Source organism: Thioclava kandeliae (genome assembly GCF_040297545.1).
Taxonomy (GTDB): Bacteria; Pseudomonadota; Alphaproteobacteria; order Rhodobacterales; family Rhodobacteraceae; genus Thioclava; species Thioclava kandeliae.
In genome coordinates this window covers 225,665-248,703 of record NZ_JAYWLC010000001.1, presented here as the reverse complement: position 1 = coordinate 248,703, position 23,039 = coordinate 225,665, and the positions used below count along the sequence as shown (strand labels likewise).

The following is a 23,039-nucleotide window of genomic DNA, read 5'->3' as shown; positions in this document are numbered from 1 at the left end:
CCATCAACAAGAACCAAAACGGAATCGGGCAGAATGCAGATTTTGGGGCGAGCACTCCTTGGCCGCTGGGCGCTGGCTTACGCGGTGCTTATCGGCCTTGCGCTTATGGCTGCTCAGGGCCATGCGCAGGATAACCGGCTCTCGGCGCTGGCGCAGATGGATCCCGCGCGCAGCAGTATCACCGGAGATGCCAAAGAAACGCGGCTGCGGCTGGGGATCTCCCAGCCCGTGGCGTGGCGCGCCTTCCTGCTCGACAGCCCCCCGCGGCTTGTCGTGGATTTCCGCGAGGTCGATTTCGGTGGGCACGATCCGGCGAAAATGCTGGGCAGGGGCGGTGTCAGTGCGCTGCGCTGGGGGCCGTTCCGCCCGGGCTGGTCGCGGATGGTGGCCGAGCTGACGGGGCCTATGAAAATCGCCTCGGCGCAGCTGCATACGGGCGAGAGCCCCGATGTGGATATTTCCTTGACCCCGGTCAGCAAAGACCGGTTCGAGACGGCCAAAGGAGATCCGGATTCCGCGCTTTGGGATCTGCCACAGCCAACACCGGTCACGCCGCCGATCCTGCGGCAGGACGGCACGCGGGCGCTGCGTGTGGTGCTCGATCCCGGACATGGCGGCATCGATCCGGGGGCGGAAGCCGATGGCACGACGGAAGCCGTCGTGGTGTTGACCTTTGCCCGCGAGCTGAAAGAGGCGCTGAGCCGGGCGGGAATCGATGTGGTGATGACGCGCAACGAAAACACATTCGTGCCGCTGGAGACGCGCTTGACCATCGCACGTCAGGCCGAGGCCGATCTCTTCATCTCGCTGCATGCCGATGCGGTGCAAAGCGGCCATGCCAGCGGCACCACGATCTATATGCTGGCCGATAAGGCTACGGATTCCGCTTCGCAGAAACTGGCCGAGCGCCATGACCGCGCCGATATTCTGGCTGGCGTAGATCTGGACGGACATGGCGATGACGTGGCGCGGATTCTGATGGATCTGGCGCGCACCGAGACCCGCCCGCGAACAGTGCGCTTCACGCAGGTGCTGGCAGGCGCGATGAAGGCGGGCGGCATCTCGCTTTACAAAAATCCCGTGCAGGGGGCGGATTTCTCGGTGCTGAAATCGGCTGATTTCCCTTCGGTGCTGATCGAGCTGGGCTTCCTCGATGCAACCGCCGACCGCAAGAAACTGCTCGATGACACATGGCGCAAACATATGGCGCAGGTGATCACGCAGGCGGTGCAGACATGGGCGCAATCGGATGCCGCAGAGGCGAGACTTTTGCGCAAATAGCCCTAAAACCCTGACAGCGGGCCGCTCACATGAGCGAGATGTGAGCGCGATCCCGCCTTGATGTGGTATAACTTGTTTTGACGCCCCGAGCCGTGGCGGCTATAGGCAGGCACAATTGCGGGTAATTCCCGAAAAACGGGCATCCCCCGGTAAGGAGCGAACCTTGATCCGATTTATCCTGTCCTTCTTCGGCAGCATCTTTTCGTGGATAGTCACGGCACTGTTCTTTGCTGCGCTGACCATCGGGGCCGTCTTCTGGATGTATTCGCGCGATCTGCCAAGCCACGAGCAGCTGGCGCAGTATCAACCCAAGACCATCTCGCGGATTTATAACAGCGAAGGCCGGTTGATCGACGAATTCGCCACCGAGCGGCGGATCTTCGTGCCGATCGACGAGATCCCGAAGGTCGTGCAGGATGCGTTCGTCTCCGCCGAGGACAAGAATTTCTGGTATCATGCGGGCTATGATCCGGTCGGGATCGCGCAGGCGGTCTTCGAGGCTGTGAAGACTGGCGGACATGATATCCGCGGGGCCTCCACTATCACGCAGCAGGTGATGAAGAACTTCCTGCTCTCCTCGGACCGCTCGGTCGAGCGCAAGATCAAGGAACTCATTCTGGCCGCGCGGGTGTCAAAGGCGATCCCCAAGAAGCGGATCCTCGAACTCTATCTCAACGAGATCTTCCTCGGCCAGAACTCCTATGGTGTGGCCGCCGCCTCGCTGACCTATTTCAACAAGCCGCTCTCGGAGCTGAAGCCCTATGAGGCCGCCACTCTGGCCTCGATGCCGAAAGCGCCCTCGAACTACAATCCGGTGCGCAATATGCAGCGCCTGAAAGACCGCCGGAACTATGTGCTCCACGAGATGTGGCAGAACGGCTATATCTCGGAAGAGACCTACAAGACCGAGCGAGAACTGCCGGTGAAATCGGTTCAGAACGGCGATTACGCGCCCTTCCGTGACCAGCTGCCGCCGCGCGATTATTTCACCGACGAGATCCGCCGCCAGCTGTCGCGCAGTTTCGGTCAGGACGAGTTCTTCTCGGGCGGTCTGACCGTGCGTGCCACCGTCGACCCCGATATGCAGGCACAGGCGGCGCGCGCGCTGCAGCACGCGCTGGAGGAATACGATCGTGGCCGCGGTGTCTGGCGCGGCACGGGCGTGACCATTCCCAAGGACAAGCTGGGCACCGAGGTCGACTGGCGGGCCGCACTTGCCGATGTGCATAGCGACAAGGTGCCGCGCGATGTCGAGGGCTGGATGCCTGCTGTCGTGCTCGAGCTGACCTCCGAGGATGCGCGGATCGGTATCGAGGGCATCAAGGAAGAGGGCAAGGGCAACTGGATCCCTGCCAAGGACGTTCAATGGGCCCGCAAGCTGAACAAGGATGGCAAGCTCGAGCGCAAGGCGCGCGTGGCCTCCGATCTGCTGGAGGTGGGTGATGTGGTGATGGTCCGCGCCATGACCTCCGATAGCGATGGCAGCTTCATCCGCTGGACCCTGCGGCAGGTGCCGCAGGTCGAGGGCGCCTTCATGGCGATGGATGTGCATACCGGGCGCGTGCTGGCCATGCAGGGTGGCTTCTCCTACCAGTCCTCGGTCTTCAACCGCACGACGCAGGCCGAGCGCCAGCCGGGCTCCAATTTCAAGCCGATCGTCTATGCGGCCGCACTGGATTCGGGCTTCTCGCCCGAGACGGTGGTGGTCGACGCACCGATCGAGGTGAACACGCCGCAAGGTATGTGGCGCCCGAAAAACGCCTCGAACCGCTATTTCGGCCCGACACCGATGCGCACCGGTCTGGAACAGTCGCGTAACCTGATGACGGTGCGGATCGCGCAGGAGATCGGCATGGATACCATTGCCGATCTTGCCGAGAAGCTGGGTGTCTACCATCCGATGAAACGGTTCCTCGCCAATGCGCTCGGGGCGCAGGAGGTCACGCAGTTCAACCTGATTTCGGCCTATGCGATGTTTGCCAATGGCGGCAAGCGGGTGGAGCCGACGTTGGTGGACCGTGTGCAGGACCGGTTCGGGCGCACGATCTACCGTCATGACCAGCGCGTCTGTGACGATTGCTCGGCCCAGACGCTGCCCGAAGGCGAGGGCCCGCGCATCGAATCCAATGCCGAGCAGGTCATCGACCCGATCACCGCCTACCAGATGATCTCGCTGATGAAGGGCGTGGTCCAGCGTGGCTCGGGCCGTGGCGTGAACCTGAACGTGCCGGTGGCGGGTAAAACGGGGACCACCAACGACTCCAAGGATGTGTGGTTCACGGGTTTCACCTCCAATATCGTGGCCTCGTGCTATATCGGCTATGACAATCCGCGCTCGCTCGGGGCACATGCCTTTGGCGGCACGCTCTGTGTGCCGGTCTTCAACGAGTTCATGAAGGAAGCGGTGAAGAAATACGGTGGCACCGAGTTCACCGTGCCGCCGGGAGGCCACTGGCAGAACTTCAACCGCTTCACCGGCGAGATGGTCTCGGCGGATGCGACGGGCGACTATGTGCAGGCCGAATATATCCGCGATGGCCAATCGACGGCCGGTATGGGGCTGGTGGTCGATGGGGGCTTCGGTATGGGCTCGAACCTGCCGCTCTTTGCGCCCGGTCAGACGGATGAGGGCGGCAGCACATCGGTCACGACCTCCTCGGGCAAAACCGCCATCATTCCCAAACAGCGGGCCAATTTCGGCACGATCAGTGCCGGCGGGCTTTACTAACACGCGCAGGACCGGATTTTCGGCCCCTTCGGCAACTTGTCGAGGGGGCCGTCTTTCTGTATGACCGGCCAGAACAGGAAAAGGACGTTGCGACATGCGCGCTGAGACGCAGAACATCGTTGAACAGATCAAGAAATCGCTCGAGCTTCTGGGCCAGCGGATGGACCTCGAGACGGCGCCGCACCGGATCGAGGAATTCAACGCCATGATCGAGGACCCGACGCTGTGGGATGATCAGGCGCGCGCGCAGAAGCTTATGCGCGACCGTCAGGCGCTGCTGGACAAATACGAGACCTATCAGCGCATCAAGCAGGAGCTCGAGGACAATATCGAGCTGATCGAGCTGGGCGAGATGGAAGATGACGCCGATGTCATCACCGAGGCGGAGACTGCGCTGAAGGCCCTCAAAGAAGACGCTGCCGCCAAGGAGCTGGAAGCGCTTCTCAATGGCGAAGCCGATAGCAACGATACCTATCTCGAGGTCCATTCGGGCGCGGGCGGGACCGAGAGCTGTGACTGGGCCTCGATCCTTGCGCGGATGTATGTCCGCTGGGCCGAGAAAAAGGGCTACGAGGTCGAGCTGGAATCCGAGACCGCGGGCGAGGAGGCGGGCATCAAATCCGCCACCTACAAGATCACCGGTCCCAATGCCTATGGCTGGCTGAAATCGGAATCCGGCGTGCACCGGTTGGTCCGCATCTCGCCTTACGACTCGGCAGCGCGTCGCCATACCTCGTTCAGTTCGGTCTGGGTCTATCCGGTGGTCGATGACAATATCGAGATCGAGATCAATCCTTCCGATATCCGTATCGATACCTACCGGTCATCGGGGGCGGGCGGCCAGCACGTCAACACCACCGACTCCGCCGTGCGGATCACCCACTTGCCGACCAATATCGTGGTGACCTCCTCGATGAAGTCGCAGCACCAGAACCGCGAGATCGCGATGAATGCGTTGAAATCGCGTCTCTACCAGATGGAGCTCGACAAGCGGAACGCCGCGATCAACGAGGCCCACGAGAACAAGGGCGAGGCAGGCTGGGGCAACCAGATCCGCTCCTATGTCCTTCAGCCCTACCAGATGGTGAAAGACCTTCGCACCGGCTACGAGACCTCCGACAGCCAGGGTGTTCTGGATGGCGATCTGGACGGTCTTATGGCGGCGACGCTTGCGATGGGCGTTGAGGGCAAATCCCGCGCGGATGCGCAATCGGCGGATTGATCCACGGGCGGTTCCGCGAATCTCTGCTGACAGATTGAGCAAAAGGGGAGGGCGAAGGCTCTCCCCTTTTCCAATTTGATGAATGAAAACTGAATATATCTGATCTAATTGCGCAGTTTTTTACTGCAAGAGCGAGATGTGATCGCTGAACGGATTGATTTTCTTAGGCCGATGGAGGAAATTGTAAACACTAAATGACTGCCTACAGGGCCCTTTAACGGGAAATTTAGGAGGCTTCATGACGCAACGAATTTATATTACAGGGGCTGCCGGCGCCGGTTCTACCTCCCTCGGCAAGCAGCTCTCCAAAACGCTTCAGATACCCTATATCGATACCGATGATTGCTATTGGGCCGAGACCGATATTCCCTTCACCCGCAAGCGCTGCGTAAGCGAGCGGTGCGATCTGATCCGTGAAGCACAAGGGGACGCGGGCTGGGTGCTGGCGGGGGCCTGCGATGGCTGGGGGGACGAAATCCTCTCACAGGCCGATCTTGTGATCTTCCTGCGCACACCTACGCCCTTGCGACTGACACGGCTGCGTAAACGCGAGGTGCTGCGCTATGGCACCCGTGTGGCACCGGGAGGCGATATGGAGCAGATCTACCGCAAATTCCTGAACTGGGCTGCCAGCTACGACGACCCCTATTTCTGTGGCCGGTCGCTAAACCGCCATCGCGAGTGGCTGAAGAGCCAGCCGGCTCCGGTGCTGGAGCTGTCGGGGGGGCGGGCGATCACCGATCTCGAGAATGCCGTCCTCGCCGAGCTGGGGCATCTGGTCGCTGCGTAAGCATCAGGGAACTCCTTGTCCGTTCCGGCGTAGGGAATGGAAAGGAGATGCCCAATGGATTTCAAAGACAAAGTGATCTGGCTTGTCGGCGCCAGCTCGGGGATCGGCGAGGCGCTTGCGGTCGAGCTGGCTGCGAGAGGGGCACGTCTGATCCTGTCAGCGCGCTCCGAAGAGCCGTTGCGCAATCTACAGGACCGGCTGGGGCCCGCCCACCGCGTCCTGACGGTCGATCTGTCGGAGCGGGCGAGCCTAGACGCGGCGGTGGCCGAGATCGGGCAGGGGCAGCTCGACGGCATGATCACCACGGCAGCGCTCTATGATCCGGGACTGGTGCGCGAGATCGACTGGGAGAAGGCCGAGGCGCTTTTGCGGGTGAACCTCTTGGGCACATTGGGCTTTGCACAGGCGGCGCCGGTTGTGCTGCGGCAGGGCGGGCAACTGGCGATCTTCGGCTCGGTCGCAGGCTATTTTGGGCTTCCGAAGGGCCAGTTCTACTCGGCGACCAAGGCGGGCGTCATCAATCTGGTGGAATCCCTGAGGGTGGAATACGCGCCCGACATCGATGTGCGCCTTGTCTCGCCCGGCTTCGTGAACACGCGGCTCACGCAGAAGAACCAGTTCGACATGCCCTTCATTATCGAGCCGGAGGAGGCGGCGAAGGCCGTGGCCGATGGGTTGGCGGGCGACGGGTTCGAGACCCATTTCCCCAAGAAGCTGACATTGGGGCTGAAGCTCCTGCAACGCTTGCCCTATGCACTATCGCTGCGCCTGACGAAACGTCTGTTGTAATGTAAAAAGGGCGACCCGTTGGCCGCCCTTTTCACTAATCCTCTCGCGAGAAATCAGTCTTCGCTTGCAGCCACCGGCGGGGCAAGTTTGGGCGTGGTCTCGCCAGTCTGCAGCGGGTCTTCCTGACGCTGAACGGAGCCCTCGAAATGCGCACCGGATTCGATCGCGATGGTCTTGTGGATGATGTCGCCTTCGACCTTGGCAGTCGAGGTCAGACGCACCTTCAGGCCGCGCACGCGACCGATCACACGACCGTTGACCACGATATCGTCGGCCACGATCTCGCCACGGATGGTCGCGGTCTCGCCCACGGTCAGCAGATGCGCGCGGATGTCGCCTTCGACAACGCCCTCGACCTGCACATCACCCGTGGTGCGGATATTGCCGGTGATGGTCAAGTCCGAAGACAGAACCGATGCGCCGGGTTTCGCGCGGGCCGGCCCCGACGAGGGAGCGAATTCGCTGCGCGACGGCGGCATGCCGGTGTCGGGCTTGCTGATTTCGGTGTCTCCGGATTTGGAACCGGGCTCGTGGATTTTGCTTTTAGAAAACATTCTTGGCAGCCTTGATGAAGGTCATCGGATCGACGGGCTTTCCGCCGAGCCGGATTTCATAATGCAGATGCGGTCCGGTCGACCGACCAGTATTACCCGTATCACCGATCCAGTCACCTTGCGAGACCTTTTGGCCTTTTTTCACACGGCGTTTCGACAAATGCCCGTATACGGTCGAAACACCGAATTCGTGCTGGATTTTTATGACGTTGCCGTAGCCGTGCTCGACCTCGGAGGCGATCACGACGCCATCGGCAGGGGCCAACACATGGTTGCCGACCGGCAGGGCCATATCGACGCCCGCGTGCAACCGGCCCCAGCGGTAGCCATAGGGCGAAGAGTAACGGAATTGCGATTTCAGCGGCAGCTGGAAGGGCAGTTTGTCGGCGGCGATGCGATACATATTGATCTCATCGAGCTTCTTGAGGATCGAGGCTGCGCGCTTGTCATCCTCGGTCAGGGCTGCCGGGCTCTTGGAGGACATGGTCACGCCCAAAGGCCCGCCGCTCCCCGAATAGCCCTTGCGGATCTCGGCAAGGATCTTGTCGGTATTCAGACCCGCCTGTTTGAACATCTTGTCGAACGGTGCCATCGAGATCGTCACGGCATCCTCGAGCGTCGAGAAGATCTGGTCGTTGCGCTGCTCCAGCTGGCGCTTCGACAGGGCCAGCTGCTCGGTCTCCTGCCGTGCGGCCTGCGCCTCTTTGGTGGCATCGTCCCGCTCGGTGGCGACATCGCCCAGAGCGTTCGAGAGCATCTTCACCGTCTCGGACATATCAGCGGTGCGGGCGGCGGGGTTGACGCTGCCGTCACTGCCGGTCTGGAGGCCCGCCAGCTCGTCTTTGGCCGCATCGCGTTCATTCATTACACGGCGTAGGGTCTGCTGGACCACATGCAGGCCGGTTTCCAGTTCGCGCCGGTGCTCTTCGGACTGCAGGAGCGCCGATTGCATCTGGCTCACCTGACCCAGCGCCGTCTGGAACCGTTCCTGCGCGGCCAGCGCCTCGGAGGCGCGGCTGTCACGTTCGGAGGACAGGCTGTCGAGGCGGTCCTCGAAGGCTTTCTGCGAGATGGCCGCCTGCTGCTCGGACGAGCCTTCCGAGATATTGTCGATGAACAGGAGCGAGGTGGCCACGATGGACCAGCCAAACAGGACCGTGCCCACTGCCAGAACCGATGCCTGTGTCAGGGGGCGCAACCGCAGGAAACGGGTCGAGTCGTCCGACTTCATGAAAAGGCGCTGCTCCGGAAGGAAACGCTCCAGCGCAGAATTGGTTCGATCCAGTAGACGTCGGGGCAAAGGGGCTGTCCTGCTCTTCGATATGGGCCTGTCCGTCTGGCGGATGTGGCCGATTTGTCACCTGTGCGACTTCATTGATGTGGCGCTATTGCGCGCGGCTGGAAAGGGATTACCAACCGCGCACCCCCCGTGACAACCTGATTCCTTGTCGCACCGGCGCCGTTTGGCGGCACAATCCTTCACGTCAGCGAAAACTCGCCGAGAGCGGGGCGGTGATAATTAACGGATTCAGGCCAGTTCTTTAGCTTTTGCCAGAACCTCTGCCGCATGGCCCGCCACCTTGACCTTCGGCCAATGCGCGGCAATCGTGCCGTCGCGGTCGATCAGGAAGGTCGAACGGGTGATGCCCATATAGGTCTTACCATACATGGATTTCTCCGCCCACACGCCATAATCCTCACAGGTCTGCCCTTCGGCATCCGACAGAAGGATGACGTTCAGATCATGTTTGGCGCAGAAATTCTCGTGTTTCTTTAGACTGTCCTTGGACACGCCGAGCACCACGGTATCGGCACTTGCGAAATCTTCCGACAGTCGCGTGAACTCCAGCGCCTCGGTCGTGCAGCCGGGCGTATTGTCCTTGGGGTAGAAATACAAAACCACCTTGCGGCCGCGCAGTGCGCTCAGGCTCAGCTCGGTTTCGCTGCCGCCATTTTCTGTGCGCGGCAGGGTGAATTCGGGCGCCAACTCGCCGATAGTCGCCATTTTCTATCCTTTTGCTTGTCTCTAAGCCCAAACACGGCCTAGATGATTTCCGGACGAACTCTATCTGTCAGCCCGTGGGAGGCAAGAGCCTCTTTCGCGGATTGGTCCCGTTTTCCGGTTATGGCTGGCGGTGAGGGATGGGGTTGGCCGAAAACAGGTCGGCACCCGCCGTCCGGCATAGGAGCGGCCCGCAAGGGCTATTGCGTGAAGGCGGTCAGGCCGCAACAGGACAGGCGCGTGAGCATAGAGAGTTCCGATCTTCCGAAGACGGCCGAGGCCGGTCAGTCACCGCCGCCCAAGCGGCGCCCGCTGCGCAGGGCGCTTTTGTGGCTATTGGCGCTGGTGACCATTCCTGTTGTGAGCCTCTTCGTGGTTCTGGTCTGGGCGGCGCTCACCCATCATCCGATGCGGGTGCCTGCCAGCGTGACCGCCAAGATCGAGACGCGCGTCAATCAGGCGCTCGGGGCGACATTGCAGGCGCGGTTCTCGGGCGGGATCGATCTGGTGATCGCAAGCGGGCTGCGCCCGCAGGTGCAGCTGAATTCGGTGCAGCTGCTCACCCCCTCGGGGCGGCCCATCGCCGTGCTGCCCGAGGTACAGGCCGCCGTGATGCCCACGCCCCTCCTGCAGCGCCGGATCGCACTGTCCTCGGTCACGTTGAAGGGGGCGGCTATCGCGATGCGCCGTCTTGCCGACGGCTCTTTCGATATCAATCTCGGGCAGGGCGAGATGCAACATTTCGAGATCGACAGCCTGTCCGATGTCACTGATGCGATCGAGGCGGCCTTTGCCACACCCGTGCTGCGCGATCTGTCCGAGGTCCGCGCCGATACCATCGATATCCGGCTCGATGATGAACGTCTGGGCCGTGTCTGGCGGGTCTCGAACGGCCAGTTCCGCCTGACACAGGAAGCCGACCGCATCTCCGCCAGCCTGTCGCTGAATGTTGGCGACCAGAACGACCGGCCTGCGCAGCTGGCCCTGGGCGCTACGACCTACAAGAACTCCCCGCGCGCGCAATTCGGCGCGGCAGTCACCGGTGTGCCGGCGCGGGATCTGGCGGTGCAATCACCCGCGCTGGCGGGGCTGTCGGTGCTTGATGCGCCGATCTCGGGGTCGCTGCAAAGCTCGATAGACGATCAGGGTGTTGTCTCGGGGATGGTGGCCAAGCTTGATATCGGGGCGGGGGCGCTGAGCCCTGTGGAAGGCTCGCAGCCGATCCCCTTCGAGAGTGCGGCGCTTGAGCTGCATTACGACCAGCAGGACCAGCGCATCGAGATGAGCCGTCTCGAGGTCCGCAGCGCTGCCGCCGCCGTTCAGGCCAACGGCTCGATCCTCTTGCGCGATTTCAGCAAGGGCCTGCCGCGCCAGATGCTGGCGCAAGTGGCGCTCGATGATCTGCAGCTCGATCCCGAGGGCGTGCTCGAGGAGCCCGCGCATTTCTCGGAAGGGGCCATTGACCTGCGTATCGGTCTGGACCCGTTCCGCGTGGATATCGGACAGGCCCAGCTGATCGAGGACCGGACGCGCCTCTCTGCCAAGGGCAGGATCACCGCAAGCCCGCAGGGCTGGCAGGTCTCCCTCGATAGCGGGATCAGCCGGATTTCCTCGAAGGGCCTGCTGGCGCTCTGGCCGCCGAAACTGGTGGCGCATACCCGCACATGGGCCGAGGAGAATATCGCCGATGGCACGCTCTATAATGTGCGCGCGGCGATCCGTATCGCGCCCAGCCATGATCCGCGCATCGATCTGGGCTACGAGTTCAGCGGTGCCGATGTGCGCGCGGTCAAGACCTTGCCCCATATCGAGGACGGGCGCGGGTTTGCCAATCTAGATGGCAAGACCTATTCGATGATGGTCGAGGAGGGGCAGGTTACCGCCCCCAATGGCGGCCCGATCGAGGTGGCCGATACCACCCTGAAAGTGCCCGACATCAAACTCAAGCCCGCGCCGATGCAGGTCGATCTGGTGACCCGTTCGCCGATCCCCGCGGCGCTCTCGCTGATGGATGAGCCGCCCTTCAATTTCCTGTCGAAAGCGGGCAAGAGCACCGATATTGCCACCGGTTGGGCCGTGGCGCGCACGCATCTGGAGTTTCCGCTGGAGAAACATCTCCAGCCCTCGGATTTCAAATATGATGTGCGTGCGACGCTCACCGATGTCTATAGCGACAAGATCGTGCCCGGAAAGGTGCTGCGCTCGCGCGAGATGAAGCTGCTGGCCGATTCCGAGAACGGGTTGCGCATTGGCGGTCGCGGTCTGTTCCAGGACCAGAAATTCGATGCATGGTGGATCAAGAAGTTCAGCCCCGAGGAAGCGGGCCATTCGCAGGTTCAGGGCTATCTGAATATCACCCCCGACGGGCTGAAAGCTCTGGGCGTGGCGCTGCCCAACAATATCCTCTCGGGCGAGGGATGGGCCGCGCTCGATCTGGATATGGTGACGGGCGATCCGGTGACCTATTCCATCCGCAGCGACATGAAGGGGATCGGGCTCTCGATCCCGCAGATCGGCTGGAGCAAGGCGCAAGGCTCGTCGGGAAGTTTGGCGATCAGCGGCGCGCTGACCCAGCCGGTCAAGGTGGATCGCATCGCTCTCGATGTGCCGGGGCTCAAGGCCGCAGGCTCGGTCTCGCTGCGCGCCGATGGTCAGGGGCTGGAGCGAGCGCGGTTTGACGCTCTGTCGATCGACGGCTGGTTCAACGGGGCGGCGGACCTGATCGGGCAGGGGCGCAACCTGCCGCCGAAAGTGGCCATCAGGGGCGGGCGGCTGACCCTGTCGGATCTGCCCAATAGTGCGGGCGGTGGGGGCGGCAGTTCGGGCACCACACCGCTTTCGGTGCGGCTCGACCGGCTTCTGGTGACCGACGGGATCGAACTCACCGATCTGGTGGGGCAGTTCAACACCCGCGCAGGCTTCAACGGGACATTCGATGCGCGGCTGAACGGTGGCGCGGTGGTGTCCGGCGCGGTCGGACCTTCGGCCTCGGGCCGTCCCGCCGTGCGGGTCGAGACCCGTGATGCGGGCGGTGTGCTGGCCTCGGCGAAACTCTTCGACAATGCCCGCGACGGGCAGATGACCCTGAACCTCTCGCCAACCGGCGACCGGAGCTATCAGGGCCAGTTGCGCGTCAGAAATCTCAAGATCATCAAGGCGCCGGTACTGGCCTCCATGCTGTCGGCGGCCTCTATCGTGGGCCTTCTCGAGCAGCTCAACGGCGACGGGATCGTGTTCAACAACGCCTCCGCCGATTTCAAGCTGACGCCCAAAGGCGTGTCGATCAGCGAAGGCCGCGCCACGGGGGCCTCGATGGGGGTCACGCTCAACGGCAATTACTTCACCCAGTCCGGCGTCTTCGATATGGAAGGGGTGATCTCTCCGCTTTACATCGTCAACGGGATAGGCCAGATCCTGAGCCGACGCGGAGAAGGCCTGTTCGGCTTCACCTATACATTGCGGGGATCGAAGACCGCGCCCAAAGTTTCGATCAACCCGCTTTCCATCTTCACGCCGGGGATGTTCCGCGACCTGTTCCGGAGCGATCCGCCCGCGCTGAGCACAGAATAAGACGACGATGCATCTTTCGGATTTCGACTTCGACCTGCCCGAGGGCCTGATTGCCACACGGCCCGCCCGCCCGCGCGATGCGGCAAAACTGTTACTGGCCCAAGGCGGCGGGATCCGCGACCTGCATGTGCGCGATCTGGTCGATGTGTTCCAGAAGGGCGACAGGCTGGTTCTCAATAACACCAAGGTAATCCCCGCGCGGCTTTCGGGCACGCGCACACGCCAGTCCGCGCAGGGCGAGGTGACGGCCAATGTGGAAGTGACCCTTCTCGAGCCGCGTGCCGATGGTGCATGGGAGGCGCTGGCCAAACCGCTGCGCAAGGTAAAAGAGGGCGAGGTGATCCGCTTCTCCGCCGATCTCTCGGCCGAGGTGGTGGAGATGACCGAGGGCCGGTTGGCCGTGCGGTTCAATCTGTCGGGCGAGGATTTCGACGCGGCACTGGCCGAGGCGGGCGCGATGCCGCTGCCCCCCTATATCGCGGCGCTGCGCAAACCCGATGCGCAGGACAAGGATGACTACCAGACGGTCTTTGCCCGCCATTCGGGGGCCGTGGCCGCGCCCACCGCGAGCCTGCATTTCACCCGCGAGCTTCTGGAGGCGCTCCATGCCAAGGGCGTGGAGTTCACCGAAGTCACGCTGCATGTGGGGGCGGGCACCTTCCTGCCGGTGAAGGTCGATGATGTGACCACCCACAAGATGCATAGCGAATGGGGCGAGATCACTACGCAGGCTGCCGCCGAGATCGCCGCCACCAAAGCCGCAGGCGGGCGGGTCATTCCGGTGGGCACCACGGCGCTGCGCCTGATTGAATCGGCCGCCCGCGAGACAGGGGCCATCGCGCCTTTCCGTGGCACCACCGATATCTTCATCTATCCCGGTTTCACATTCGCCGTGACCGATGCGCTGATGACAAATTTCCACCTGCCCAAATCGACGCTGATGATGCTGGTTTCGGCGCTGATGGGCCCCGAACGTATCCGCGAGATCTATGCTCATGCGGTGGCGAATAACTACCGGTTCTTCTCCTATGGCGACAGCTCGCTTCTAATCCCTTGACCCTTTAGTCAAACTTGCACCGAAAATGGGCAGACTAAGCTGGACAGTGAGGACCATGAGGGCTAGCTGACCGCCAAGCGGGGATGTTTGATTCTCGACATGGATGTCGGCTTTGTGCCACGGTTCGGGCACAGGATTGGGAGCTTTCGATGTTTGCTGCGGTGAAGGATAGCTGGGCACTGTTGCTGGGTGTGATGTTGCTCATGGTCGGCAACGGCATGCAGGGCACGCTTCTGGGGATCCGTGGCCAGCTGGAGGGGATCGGCACCTACGAGATGTCCATCGTCATGACGGGCTACTTCGCGGGGTTCCTGATCGGGTCGCGCTCCATTCCGGGACTCATCGGGCGGGTCGGCCATGTGCGGGTCTTCGCGGCGCTTGGCTCGCTGATCTCGGCTGTCCTGATCGCCTATGCGGCAGCGCCCAACTGGATCGCCTGGTCGTTCATGCGCGTGCTGATCGGCTTCTCGTTCTGCGGGGTGTATATCTCGGCAGAAAGCTGGCTCAATTCGAGCGCCGACAAGGAAAATCGCGGCCAGCTTCTGGCGGCCTACATGATCGTTCAATCCATCGGGATCGTCTCGGCGCAGCTGATGCTGAATGTGGGCGATCCGTCGGGATATTTCCTGTTTGTCATCCCGTCAATTCTCGTGTCGCTGGCCTTCACGCCGATCCTGCTTTCGGCGGGGCGCGCGCCCGATTTCTCGACAGAGACGCGGATGAGCTTCCGCAGGCTCTGGACGGTCTCGCCCTTCGGATGTATCGGAATCTTCCTGATGGGTGGTATCTTCTCGGCTCTGTTCGGGATGGTGTCGGTCTGGGGCACGCAGGCGGGGCTGAATGTGAAAGAGATCTCGCTCTTCGTTTCGGCCATCTATGTCGGCGGACTGGTTGCGCAATACCCGCTGGGCTATCTGTCCGACAGGCTCGACCGGCGGCAGATGGTGACCGTGCTGACGGCAATTGCCGCCGTAGCCATGTTCTACCTGTTCATCGCCACACCCGGTTTCGCTGTGCTGCTGCCAATGGCAGCCCTCTTGGGGGCAATCTCCAATCCGGTCTATTCCATCCTTGTGGCCTATACGAACGACTTCCTCGATCGCGCCGAGATGGCGGCGGCCTCTGCGGGGCTGATGTTCCTCTACGGGATCGGCTCGGTGGCGGGGCCGGTGGTGACCGGCTGGATGATGGAAACCTTCGGCCCGCAGGCCTTTTTCCTGTTCATCAGCGTGCTCTTTGCCTGCCTGACAGCCTATGGTCTCTACCGGATGACCCAACGTGCGGCGCCGTCCTCGGATGATACCGGCACCTTCGCCGTGCTCTCGCCCACCGTGACGGCCTATGCGGTGAACTATACGCTCGATGCGGTGACCGATGACCCCGATGCCGAGGCCCGCGCCGAGGCGGAAGCGCATGACAATCTGCGCGCCGCCGAAGCCGCCTCTGGTATGGCGCTGCCACTGCCGGCTGATCCCCAGGAAGGGGATACACCTTTCGAGGGGGCTGCCGATCCGGCATATGGCACCAATACCGAAGAGCGTCAGGGATAGGCGGTTCCGACCGCTGAGGCCCTTGCTTCGGGGCTAATCTCCGTGCCCCTGTCTTTCAGGGCTTGCAACACGGCCAGAACCTGACAGGCTCGTCCCTAAAATGGAATTGGGGAGGTGAGGGTTTGGAGCAGATTGCCAATATCACCGGTTTCTGGTGTGCGCAGATGGGCCCCGAGCGCTGGTTCGGGGAGGATGGCGACCTTGATGAGGAGATGCGCCGCCGCTTTGCGCGGCTCTGGCGGAAGGCACGGGTGGGCACGCTTGATGGTTGGCTCGAGAGCGCGCAGGGGGCATGGGCGCTGATCATTCTTCTGGACCAGATGCCCCGCCATATGTTCCGCGCCGCGCCCGAGGCTTGGGCCGCCGAAGCGCAGGCGCTCGATATGGCGCATGTCGCGACCGCGCGGGGCTATGACCTGCAGGTTGCCGGGCCGCTGCGCCAGTTTTTCTATTTTCCCTACATCCATGCCGAGGATCCCGTTGCACAGGCGCATGGGGTGGCGCTGTTCCGTGACCGGATGCCCGAAGGGTCGGTGCTGGATGCGCGGTTGCGTCAGGCGGTCATCGCGCGGTTCGGACGCTTCCCGTGGCGTAATGAGATCATCGGCCGCCGCTCGACCGAGGAGGAGGCGCGGTTTCTGTGGAATGGCGGGCATGCCTTGCTGCGGCAGGGCGAAGAAATGAGCATAACCCTTCCCGCGGCGACGATTTCGCGCGAAGACCAGTTCTAGGGCAAGCGGTGATTGATCCGGTGACAGAACTAGTTTAATACCAAACTAGTTTTCAGATGGAGGAATCCGCATGGCCGCCAAAAGCTTCGACATGATCGTGATCGGCGCGGGCCCGGGGGGGTATGTTGCTGCGATCCGCGGTGCACAGCTCGGGCTGAATGTCGCCGTCGTCGAGCGTGAGCATCTCGGGGGCATCTGCCTCAACTGGGGCTGTATCCCGACCAAGGCGCTCCTGCGCTCGGCCGAGGTATATCACCTGATGGAGCGCGCGAAAGATTTCGGCCTGAGCGCCGAGAAGATCGGCTACGATCTCGATAAGGTCGTGGCACGTTCGCGCGGTGTGGCCAAGCAGCTTTCGAGCGGCATCGGCCACCTGCTCAAGAAGAATAAGGTCACTGTCTTCATGGGCGAGGCGACGCTGCCGAAAAAAGGCACCGTTTCGGTGAAGACCGACAAGGGCGTCGAGGAACTGACCTCGAAAAACATCGTGCTGGCCACCGGTGCGCGGGCGCGCAACCTTCCCGGTCTTGAGGCCGATGGCAAACGCGTCTGGTCCTACAAGCACGCGCTCAACCCGCCGCATCAACCGAAGAAACTTCTGGTGATCGGCTCGGGTGCGATCGGTATCGAATTCGCCTCCTTCTTCAATACGCTGGGCGCCGAGACCACTGTTGTGGAGGTGATGGATCGCGTTCTGCCAGTGGAAGACGAGGAAATCTCGAAATTCGCCAAGAAGCAGTTCGAGAAGCTGGGCATGAAGATCCGCGAGAAGACCAATGTCAAATCGCTCGACCGCAAGGCCGATAAGGTCATCGCAACGCTGGAAAAAGACGGCAAGACCGAGACGATTGAAGTTGATACCGTCATCTCTGCTGTTGGGATTGTGGGCAATGTCGAGGGTCTGGGCCTCGAGGGGCTGGGCGTGAAGGTCGACCGCACCCATGTGGTGGTGGACGAGTTCTGCCGCACCGGTGTGGACGGTCTCTATGCCATCGGCGATATCGCGGGCGCACCGTGGCTGGCCCATAAGGCGAGCCATGAAGGCGTCATGGTGGCCGAGCTGATCGCGGGCAAACATGCCCATCCGATCAAGGAAGGCACCATCGCGGGCTGCACCTATTGCACGCCGCAGGTCGCAAGCGTCGGCATGACGGAGGCCAAGGCGAAAGCCGCGGGCCATGAGGTCAAGGTCGGTCGTTTCCCCTTCATCGGCAATGGCAAGGCGATCGCCTTGGGCGAACCCGAGGGCATGGTGAAGACCGTGTTCGATGCGAAAACCGGCGAACTGCTCGGCGCGCATATGGTGGGCGCGGAAGTGACAGAGATGATCCAGGGCTTCGTGATCGGGCGCACGCTCGAGACCACCGAGGAAGATCTGATGCATACCGTCTTCCCGCACCCGACCATTTCGGAATCGATGCATGAAGCCGTGCTCGATGCCTACGGGATCGCGATCCACTTCTGAGTGCCGGATCCATAACCATGAACGCCCGCCTTTTCAGGCGGGCGTTCTGCATTTCGGGATGATTTGCGGTGGAATTCCGCCCGCAGGCGGGGGGCTCGCGCAAGAACCCGCGCACTGGCCCTTGCGGGGCCTGAAAACAGGAATTTTGCCTTGTGGTTGTTTCCGGTCTTGCCGCAACTACGCGCAGATCTGCAAGGAGGGATATATATATGGCAAAGGTCGTGAATGTTCTGGTCGTGGCGCTGATCGCCGCAATCGTGATGGCGGGCGGGCGCTGGTATATGTATGTCACCAATTCCGATACGCCCTATGACGAGGTGGGGATCGCGCTCAATCGCGTGATGCCCGCGCCGGTCGCCGCATGGGGCTGCGCGAAGCTTCACGTGACCTTTGGCAAAACCCTGCCGCCTGTAGGCTGCGCCGCGCCCGATGGGGGCTGGTTGGGTTGAGGATCTCGCGGGATAGCTACCTGACCTGGGTCAGGCAGTTATCTCGCCACCCGCATCCTGCCAGTAACGCAGGCTGACCATCGTATAGACCTCCGTATAGCCCATCTGCAGCATCATCTTGGCCGCATTCTCGGCGCGGGCACCGGAGGCACAGTAGAGCGCGACAGGCGGGCAGGTCTCGAGCGCGGGCAGGCATTCCGCGCTCTCGGGATGCGCCAGTTTCAGGAGCGATCCCACCGGAATATGCAACGCGCCCTTGGCGCGTCCGGTCTGGCGCAGCTCGCCGGCCTCGCGCACATCAATCAGGGTCAGCGTGCCTGCACGCACCCGCGTGAGGGCCTCGGCTGCATCGATTCTGGGGATGGCGCTGCCGCGGCGGCGCAGGAAACCGAACATGTCATGCTCCTTGGAAATTTCCTGTGACATGGTGCCAATGCGGGCCCATATGCAAGGGGGTGTCTGAGGCATGGGCGGAAATTTGATCAGCACATCGACCATCTTCCGGTATTTCTGCCTCTTGGGCAGGCGTCGCCGTTGATCGCGGTGGATTTGCACAAGTTCCTTGGCTGACGTTCGTAATTTGTTCACTAAATCCCATTGGCGTTTTGCCTGCATGCGCCTATCTATGGGTCCAAGGCAACCGGAGGTCCAAATGCCCGATCTTAAAACCATCGAAATCCGTGGCGCACGGGAACATAACCTGAAGAATGTCGATCTGGATATTCCGCGGGACCAGTTCGTGGTGATCACCGGTCTTTCGGGGTCGGGGAAGTCCTCTCTGGCATTCGACACGATCTATGCCGAAGGGCAGCGGCGCTATGTCGAGAGCCTCTCGGCCTATGCGCGCCAGTTTCTCGATATGATGGGAAAACCCGATGTGGACCATATCTCGGGTCTGTCGCCGGCAATCTCGATTGAACAAAAGACCACCTCGAAGAACCCGCGCTCGACGGTCGGCACCGTGACCGAGATCTATGACTACATGCGCCTTCTCTTTGCCCGCGCTGGCACGCCCTTTAGCCCCGCAACCGGCCAGCCCATCGAGGCACAGCAGGTGCAGGATATGGTGGACCGCACGATGGCGATGGAAGAGGGCACGCGCGGCTATCTTCTGGCGCCCATCGTGCGCGACCGGAAGGGCGAGTATAAGAAAGAATTCCTCGAACTGCGCAAGCAGGGTTTCCAGCGGGTGAAGGTCAATGGCGAGTTCTACGAACTCGAGGAGCCGCCCGTTCTGGACAAGAAGTTCCGCCATAATATCGATGTGGTGGTGGACCGGATCGTGGTGCGCGAGGGGATGGAGACACGGCTTGCCGACAGTTTCCGCACAGCCCTTGATCTGGCCGATGGCATTGCCATTCTCGAGACCGCGCCGCGTGAGGGCGAGGGGGAGCGGATCACGTTTTCCGAAAAATTCGCCTGTCCGGTGTCGGGCTTCACCATCCCCGAGATCGAGCCGCGGCTCTTCTCGTTCAACGCGCCCTTCGGGGCCTGCCCCGTATGTGACGGGCTGGGCGTCGAGATGTTCTTCGACGACCGCCTGGTGGTGCCGGACCAGTCGCTCTCAATCGCGGGCGGGGCGCTGGCGCCGTGGGCCAAGACCAAGAGCCCCTATGTGACGCAGACCATCAACGCTCTGTCGAAACATTACGAATTCGACAAGAAGACCCCGTGGAAGGATCTGCCCGAGAAGATCCAGACCCTGTTCCTGCATGGCTCGGGCAAGGAGGAAATCCCCTTCCGCTTTGACGAGGGCGGGCGTGTCTATCAGGTCGAACGCACTTTCGAGGGCATTATCCCCAATCTCGAACGCCGTTGGCGCGAAACCGAAAGCGCATGGTCGCGCGAGGAGATGGAGCGCTATCAGAACACCCGTCCTTGCGGGGCGTGTCACGGCTACCGTCTGAAGCCCGAGGCACTGGCCGTGAAGATTGCAGGGCTGCATGTGGGGCAGGTGGTCGAGATGTCGATCAAGGATGCCTTTGCATGGGTCGATACCGTGCCCTCGCAGCTCAGCCACCAGAAGAACGAGATCGCCCGCGCGATCCTGAAGGAGATCCGCGAGCGTCTGGGGTTCCTGGTCAATGTCGGTCTCGATTATCTGACGCTTTCACGCGCGGCCGGCACGCTCTCTGGCGGCGAGAGCCAGCGGATCCGTCTGGCGAGCCAGATCGGTTCCGGTCTGACCGGCGTGCTCTATGTGCTCGACGAGCCCTCGATCGGGCTGCATCAGCGCGATAATGACCGCCTGCTGACCACGCTGAAGAACCTGCGCGATCAGGGGAATTCGGTGCTGGTGGTCGAGCATGACGAGGATGCGATCCGCCATGCGGATTACGTCTTCGACATCGGTCCGGGGGCCGGTGTGCATGGTGGCCGTGTGGTGGCGCATGGCACGCCCGAGGAACTGGCCAAGGATCCGGCCTCGATCACCGGACAGTATCTGTCGGGCAAGCGCGAGATCTCGGTCCCCGAGACGCGCCGCAAGGGGAATGGTAAGAAGATCAAGGTGGTCGAGGCCACCGGCAACAATCTGAAAAATGTCACCGCCGAGTTTCCTCTGGGCAAGTTCGTCTGTGTGACGGGCGTGTCGGGCGGCGGGAAATCGACCCTGACATTAGAGACTTTGTTCAAGACGGCATCTATGCGGCTCAATGGTGCCAAGCAGACGCCTGCACCCTGCGAGACGATCAAGGGGCTCGAACATCTGGATAAGGTCATCGATATCGACCAGCGTCCCATCGGGCGCACGCCACGGTCGAACCCCGCCACCTATACCGGTGCCTTCACGCCGATCCGCGACTGGTTTGCCGGTCTGCCGGAGGCGCAGGCGCGCGGCTACAAACCGGGGCGGTTCTCGTTCAACGTGAAGGGCGGGCGCTGTGAGGCGTGTCAGGGGGATGGCGTCATCAAGATCGAGATGCACTTCCTGCCCGATGTCTATGTCGAATGCGAGACCTGCCACGGTAAACGCTATAACCGCGAGACGCTGGAGGTCCAGTATAAGGGCAAGTCGATTGCCGATGTGCTGGATATGACGGTGGAAGATGCGCAGGAGTTCTTCAAGGCGGTGCCCTCGATCCGCGAGAAGATGGATGCGCTGATGGAAGTGGGGCTTGGCTATATCAAGGTGGGCCAACAGGCGACCACGCTTTCGGGCGGCGAGGCGCAGCGGGTGAAACTGTCAAAGGAACTCTCGCGCCGCTCGACGGGCCGCACGCTCTATATCCTCGACGAGCCGACCACGGGTCTGCATTTCGAGGATGTGCGCAAGCTGTTGGAAGTGCTGCACGAGCTGGTCAATCAAGGCAATACGGTGGTGGTGATCGAGCATAATCTCGATGTCATCAAGACGGCTGACTGGCTGATCGATATCGGCCCCGAAGGCGGTGATGGCGGCGGCGAGATCGTGGCCGTCGGCACACCCGAGGATGTGGCTACAGTTTCGCGCAGCCATACGGGGCGGTATCTTGCGCCGATGCTGGGGCTGAAAGTCGCGGCTGAATGATCGCGGATCAGGCTCAGGACCGGATGTGGCGCCGCCTCGAGGGCCTCGCGGTTGGCGGGGCGGCGCTTTATCTGGCCTATATGCTTGAGCCCGATTGGCCGTGGTGGGTCTGGCCGGTAATCTTTCTGGCGCCCGATCTATCGTTTTTCGGCTATCTCTTCGGCCCTGCCACGGGGGCGATCACGTATAACCTGTGCCATATCTACGGGTTCGGTCTGGGGATCGCGGCCTTGGGCGCGGCGGGTTGGGGAGCCGACACGGCCACTCCGTGGCTGGTGGCAGCAGGGCTTGTTGTGCTTGGCCATGCAGGCATTGACCGCGCGCTCGGCTTCGGGCTGAAGCGGCGCGCGGGATTTCAGGACACCGATCTTGGGCAACTGGGGCGCAAGGGTTAGTCGAAGCTGCCTTTGACCACGGCGATCACCTTCTTGCTACGCGGGTCAACGCGGTAGATATGGCGTCCGACTTTGTAATAGCGCCAGTCGCCATCCACGTCGGGCAGGCTGTAGCGGCGCAGATCCATCAGCATCGAATGCTTGTAGATAGGAAAGCTGTCGCCCACGGCGAAATCGGGCTTCTTCTCGCCCTGCAGAACCCAGCGCCCTTTGGTGCCGTCCGTTGTGGGGACACGGCAGAAAGTCGAGCCGGTGGAAAGCGTCTTGCAGGTCCGCTCGCTTTCGGGCTGCTGGCGAACCAACTCTGCCCCTGCAAGGTTTTTGGGGGCATTCAACGCATTGCCGCCGTTTATGACGGTCTGGGCGGCCAGAGGTGCTGCCAGAGCCACGCTCAGTAAAACACCCCCGGCGGTCGCGCCGAGGGTGCAGATCATATTGGGTGTCAAACGGGACATGCCGTCTCCGGTCAGTTGAGGATGGAGCTTACCGCGCCGATCAGTGCCAGCATCTGACCGGTCTTGTCGACACGATAGACCTGATCGTAGCTGCGATAGTAGGTGTAGCGCGGATCCAGACCATAGCGGCGCGGGTCGTTGATCACAACATAGTCGCGGTCGATACGCACACCACGCTGCCAATCGTGGCGCGCACGGGCCCCGTCGCGATAGCCATCGCGGTAGTCATCGGCGCGGCGGTCATCGCGGTCGCGGTCAATGACGATCACCCGGTCATCATCGTGATGCCCGTGATCCATTTTCTTGGCGATCCCGGGGGGCAGGCCATGGCCGTTCTTCTGCCACGGCGGATCTGCCAGCGCCGCCAGCGGTGCCAGCGAGAGAGTGGTGGCGAGGATCATCGACGTTTTAATGGTCTTGTGCATGACGTACTCCTTTCGAGTTGGGTAAGAAATGCGCATAGCCCTGAAAATGTTCCATAAGCGGAATGTGG

Annotated in this window: 19 protein-coding genes; 13 read left to right on the top strand and 6 right to left on the bottom strand. The window is 61.9% G+C overall.

Features of this window, described 5'->3' with window-relative positions:
- Window positions 1-33: 33 nt before the first annotated feature.
- From VSX56_RS01215 to VSX56_RS01195, 5 genes are all read left to right on the top strand, one after another.
- Window positions 34-1,281 (top strand): N-acetylmuramoyl-L-alanine amidase, encoded by a 1,248-nt coding sequence (locus tag VSX56_RS01215; RefSeq protein ID WP_350934254.1) that lies wholly within the window; start codon window positions 34-36, stop codon window positions 1,279-1,281.
- A gap of 163 nt (window positions 1,282-1,444) precedes the next feature.
- Window positions 1,445-4,009, top strand: coding sequence for a penicillin-binding protein 1A (locus VSX56_RS01210; protein ID WP_339112334.1), 2,565 nt, complete (start codon window positions 1,445-1,447; stop codon window positions 4,007-4,009).
- A 94-nt stretch (window positions 4,010-4,103) separates the two neighbouring features.
- Window positions 4,104-5,231, top strand: coding sequence for a peptide chain release factor 2 (prfB, locus tag VSX56_RS01205; RefSeq protein ID WP_339112335.1), 1,128 nt, complete (start codon window positions 4,104-4,106; stop codon window positions 5,229-5,231).
- A 238-nt stretch (window positions 5,232-5,469) separates the two neighbouring features.
- A complete protein-coding gene (locus VSX56_RS01200; RefSeq protein WP_350934251.1) occupies window positions 5,470-6,021 on the top strand; it encodes a P-loop NTPase family protein in 552 nt (183 codons plus the stop codon).
- A gap of 54 nt (window positions 6,022-6,075) precedes the next feature.
- Window positions 6,076-6,810, top strand: coding sequence for an SDR family NAD(P)-dependent oxidoreductase (locus tag VSX56_RS01195; protein ID WP_350934249.1), 735 nt, complete (start codon window positions 6,076-6,078; stop codon window positions 6,808-6,810).
- A gap of 53 nt (window positions 6,811-6,863) precedes the next feature.
- On the opposite strand, the gene VSX56_RS01190 is transcribed toward VSX56_RS01195, so the two are convergent.
- The 3 genes from VSX56_RS01190 to VSX56_RS01180 all read right to left on the bottom strand — a co-directional run bounded on the left by VSX56_RS01190 (window position 6,864) and on the right by VSX56_RS01180 (window position 9,369).
- Window positions 6,864-7,364, bottom strand: a complete 501-nt coding sequence (locus VSX56_RS01190; RefSeq protein WP_339112338.1) for a bactofilin family protein — start codon at window positions 7,362-7,364, stop codon at window positions 6,864-6,866.
- The gene (locus VSX56_RS01185; RefSeq protein WP_339112339.1) at window positions 7,354-8,664 is read right to left on the bottom strand and encodes a DUF5930 domain-containing protein; all 1,311 of its coding nucleotides are present in this window, start codon (window positions 8,662-8,664) and stop codon (window positions 7,354-7,356) included. The genes VSX56_RS01190 and VSX56_RS01185 overlap by 11 nt, the downstream gene beginning before the upstream one ends.
- 228 nt (window positions 8,665-8,892) lie before the next feature.
- Entirely contained in the window at window positions 8,893-9,369 is a 477-nt protein-coding gene (locus tag VSX56_RS01180) for a peroxiredoxin (RefSeq protein ID WP_350934246.1), read from the bottom strand.
- Between the two features lie 237 nt (window positions 9,370-9,606).
- On the opposite strand from VSX56_RS01180, the gene VSX56_RS01175 reads away from it, so the two are divergent.
- The 6 genes from VSX56_RS01175 to VSX56_RS01150 all read left to right on the top strand — a co-directional run bounded on the left by VSX56_RS01175 (window position 9,607) and on the right by VSX56_RS01150 (window position 18,188).
- A complete protein-coding gene (locus VSX56_RS01175) occupies window positions 9,607-12,936 on the top strand; it encodes a hypothetical protein (RefSeq protein WP_350934244.1) in 3,330 nt (1,109 codons plus the stop codon).
- A gap of 7 nt (window positions 12,937-12,943) precedes the next feature.
- Window positions 12,944-13,993 (top strand): tRNA preQ1(34) S-adenosylmethionine ribosyltransferase-isomerase QueA, encoded by a 1,050-nt coding sequence (gene queA, locus VSX56_RS01170; protein ID WP_350934242.1) that lies wholly within the window; start codon window positions 12,944-12,946, stop codon window positions 13,991-13,993.
- 149 nt (window positions 13,994-14,142) lie between these two features.
- Window positions 14,143-15,543 carry an MFS transporter gene (locus VSX56_RS01165; RefSeq protein ID WP_350934240.1) on the top strand — a complete coding sequence of 467 codons (1,401 nt, stop codon included), beginning with the start codon at window positions 14,143-14,145 and terminating at the stop codon, window positions 15,541-15,543.
- A gap of 122 nt (window positions 15,544-15,665) precedes the next feature.
- Complete coding sequence (locus tag VSX56_RS01160; protein WP_339112343.1) at window positions 15,666-16,274, top strand: DUF924 family protein; 609 nt, start codon at window positions 15,666-15,668, stop codon at window positions 16,272-16,274.
- Between the two features lie 70 nt (window positions 16,275-16,344).
- Entirely contained in the window at window positions 16,345-17,739 is a 1,395-nt protein-coding gene (lpdA, locus tag VSX56_RS01155; RefSeq protein ID WP_350934238.1) for a dihydrolipoyl dehydrogenase, read from the top strand.
- Window positions 17,740-17,948: 209 nt separating this feature from the next.
- Window positions 17,949-18,188 (top strand): hypothetical protein, encoded by a 240-nt coding sequence (locus tag VSX56_RS01150; RefSeq protein WP_339112345.1) that lies wholly within the window; start codon window positions 17,949-17,951, stop codon window positions 18,186-18,188.
- A gap of 30 nt (window positions 18,189-18,218) precedes the next feature.
- On the opposite strand, the gene VSX56_RS01145 is transcribed toward VSX56_RS01150, so the two are convergent.
- Complete coding sequence (locus VSX56_RS01145; protein ID WP_350934235.1) at window positions 18,219-18,584, bottom strand: rhodanese-like domain-containing protein; 366 nt, start codon at window positions 18,582-18,584, stop codon at window positions 18,219-18,221.
- A 256-nt stretch (window positions 18,585-18,840) separates the two neighbouring features.
- On the opposite strand from VSX56_RS01145, the gene uvrA reads away from it, so the two are divergent.
- Together uvrA and VSX56_RS01135 are read left to right on the top strand one after the other, a co-directional pair.
- Window positions 18,841-21,696: an excinuclease ABC subunit UvrA gene (gene uvrA, locus VSX56_RS01140; RefSeq protein WP_350934233.1), complete on the top strand. Its 2,856-nt coding sequence runs from the start codon at window positions 18,841-18,843 to the stop codon at window positions 21,694-21,696.
- Window positions 21,693-22,091 (top strand): DUF4260 family protein, encoded by a 399-nt coding sequence (locus tag VSX56_RS01135; RefSeq protein ID WP_350934231.1) that lies wholly within the window; start codon window positions 21,693-21,695, stop codon window positions 22,089-22,091. The genes uvrA and VSX56_RS01135 overlap by 4 nt, the downstream gene beginning before the upstream one ends.
- Here VSX56_RS01135 and VSX56_RS01130 read toward each other — a convergent pair.
- Entirely contained in the window at window positions 22,088-22,546 is a 459-nt protein-coding gene (locus tag VSX56_RS01130; protein WP_339112349.1) for a hypothetical protein, read from the bottom strand. The genes VSX56_RS01135 and VSX56_RS01130 overlap by 4 nt on opposite strands.
- Window positions 22,547-22,557: 11 nt before the next feature.
- Entirely contained in the window at window positions 22,558-22,971 is a 414-nt protein-coding gene (locus VSX56_RS01125) for an excinuclease ABC subunit A (RefSeq protein ID WP_350934229.1), read from the bottom strand.
- Window positions 22,972-23,039 lie beyond the last annotated feature (68 nt).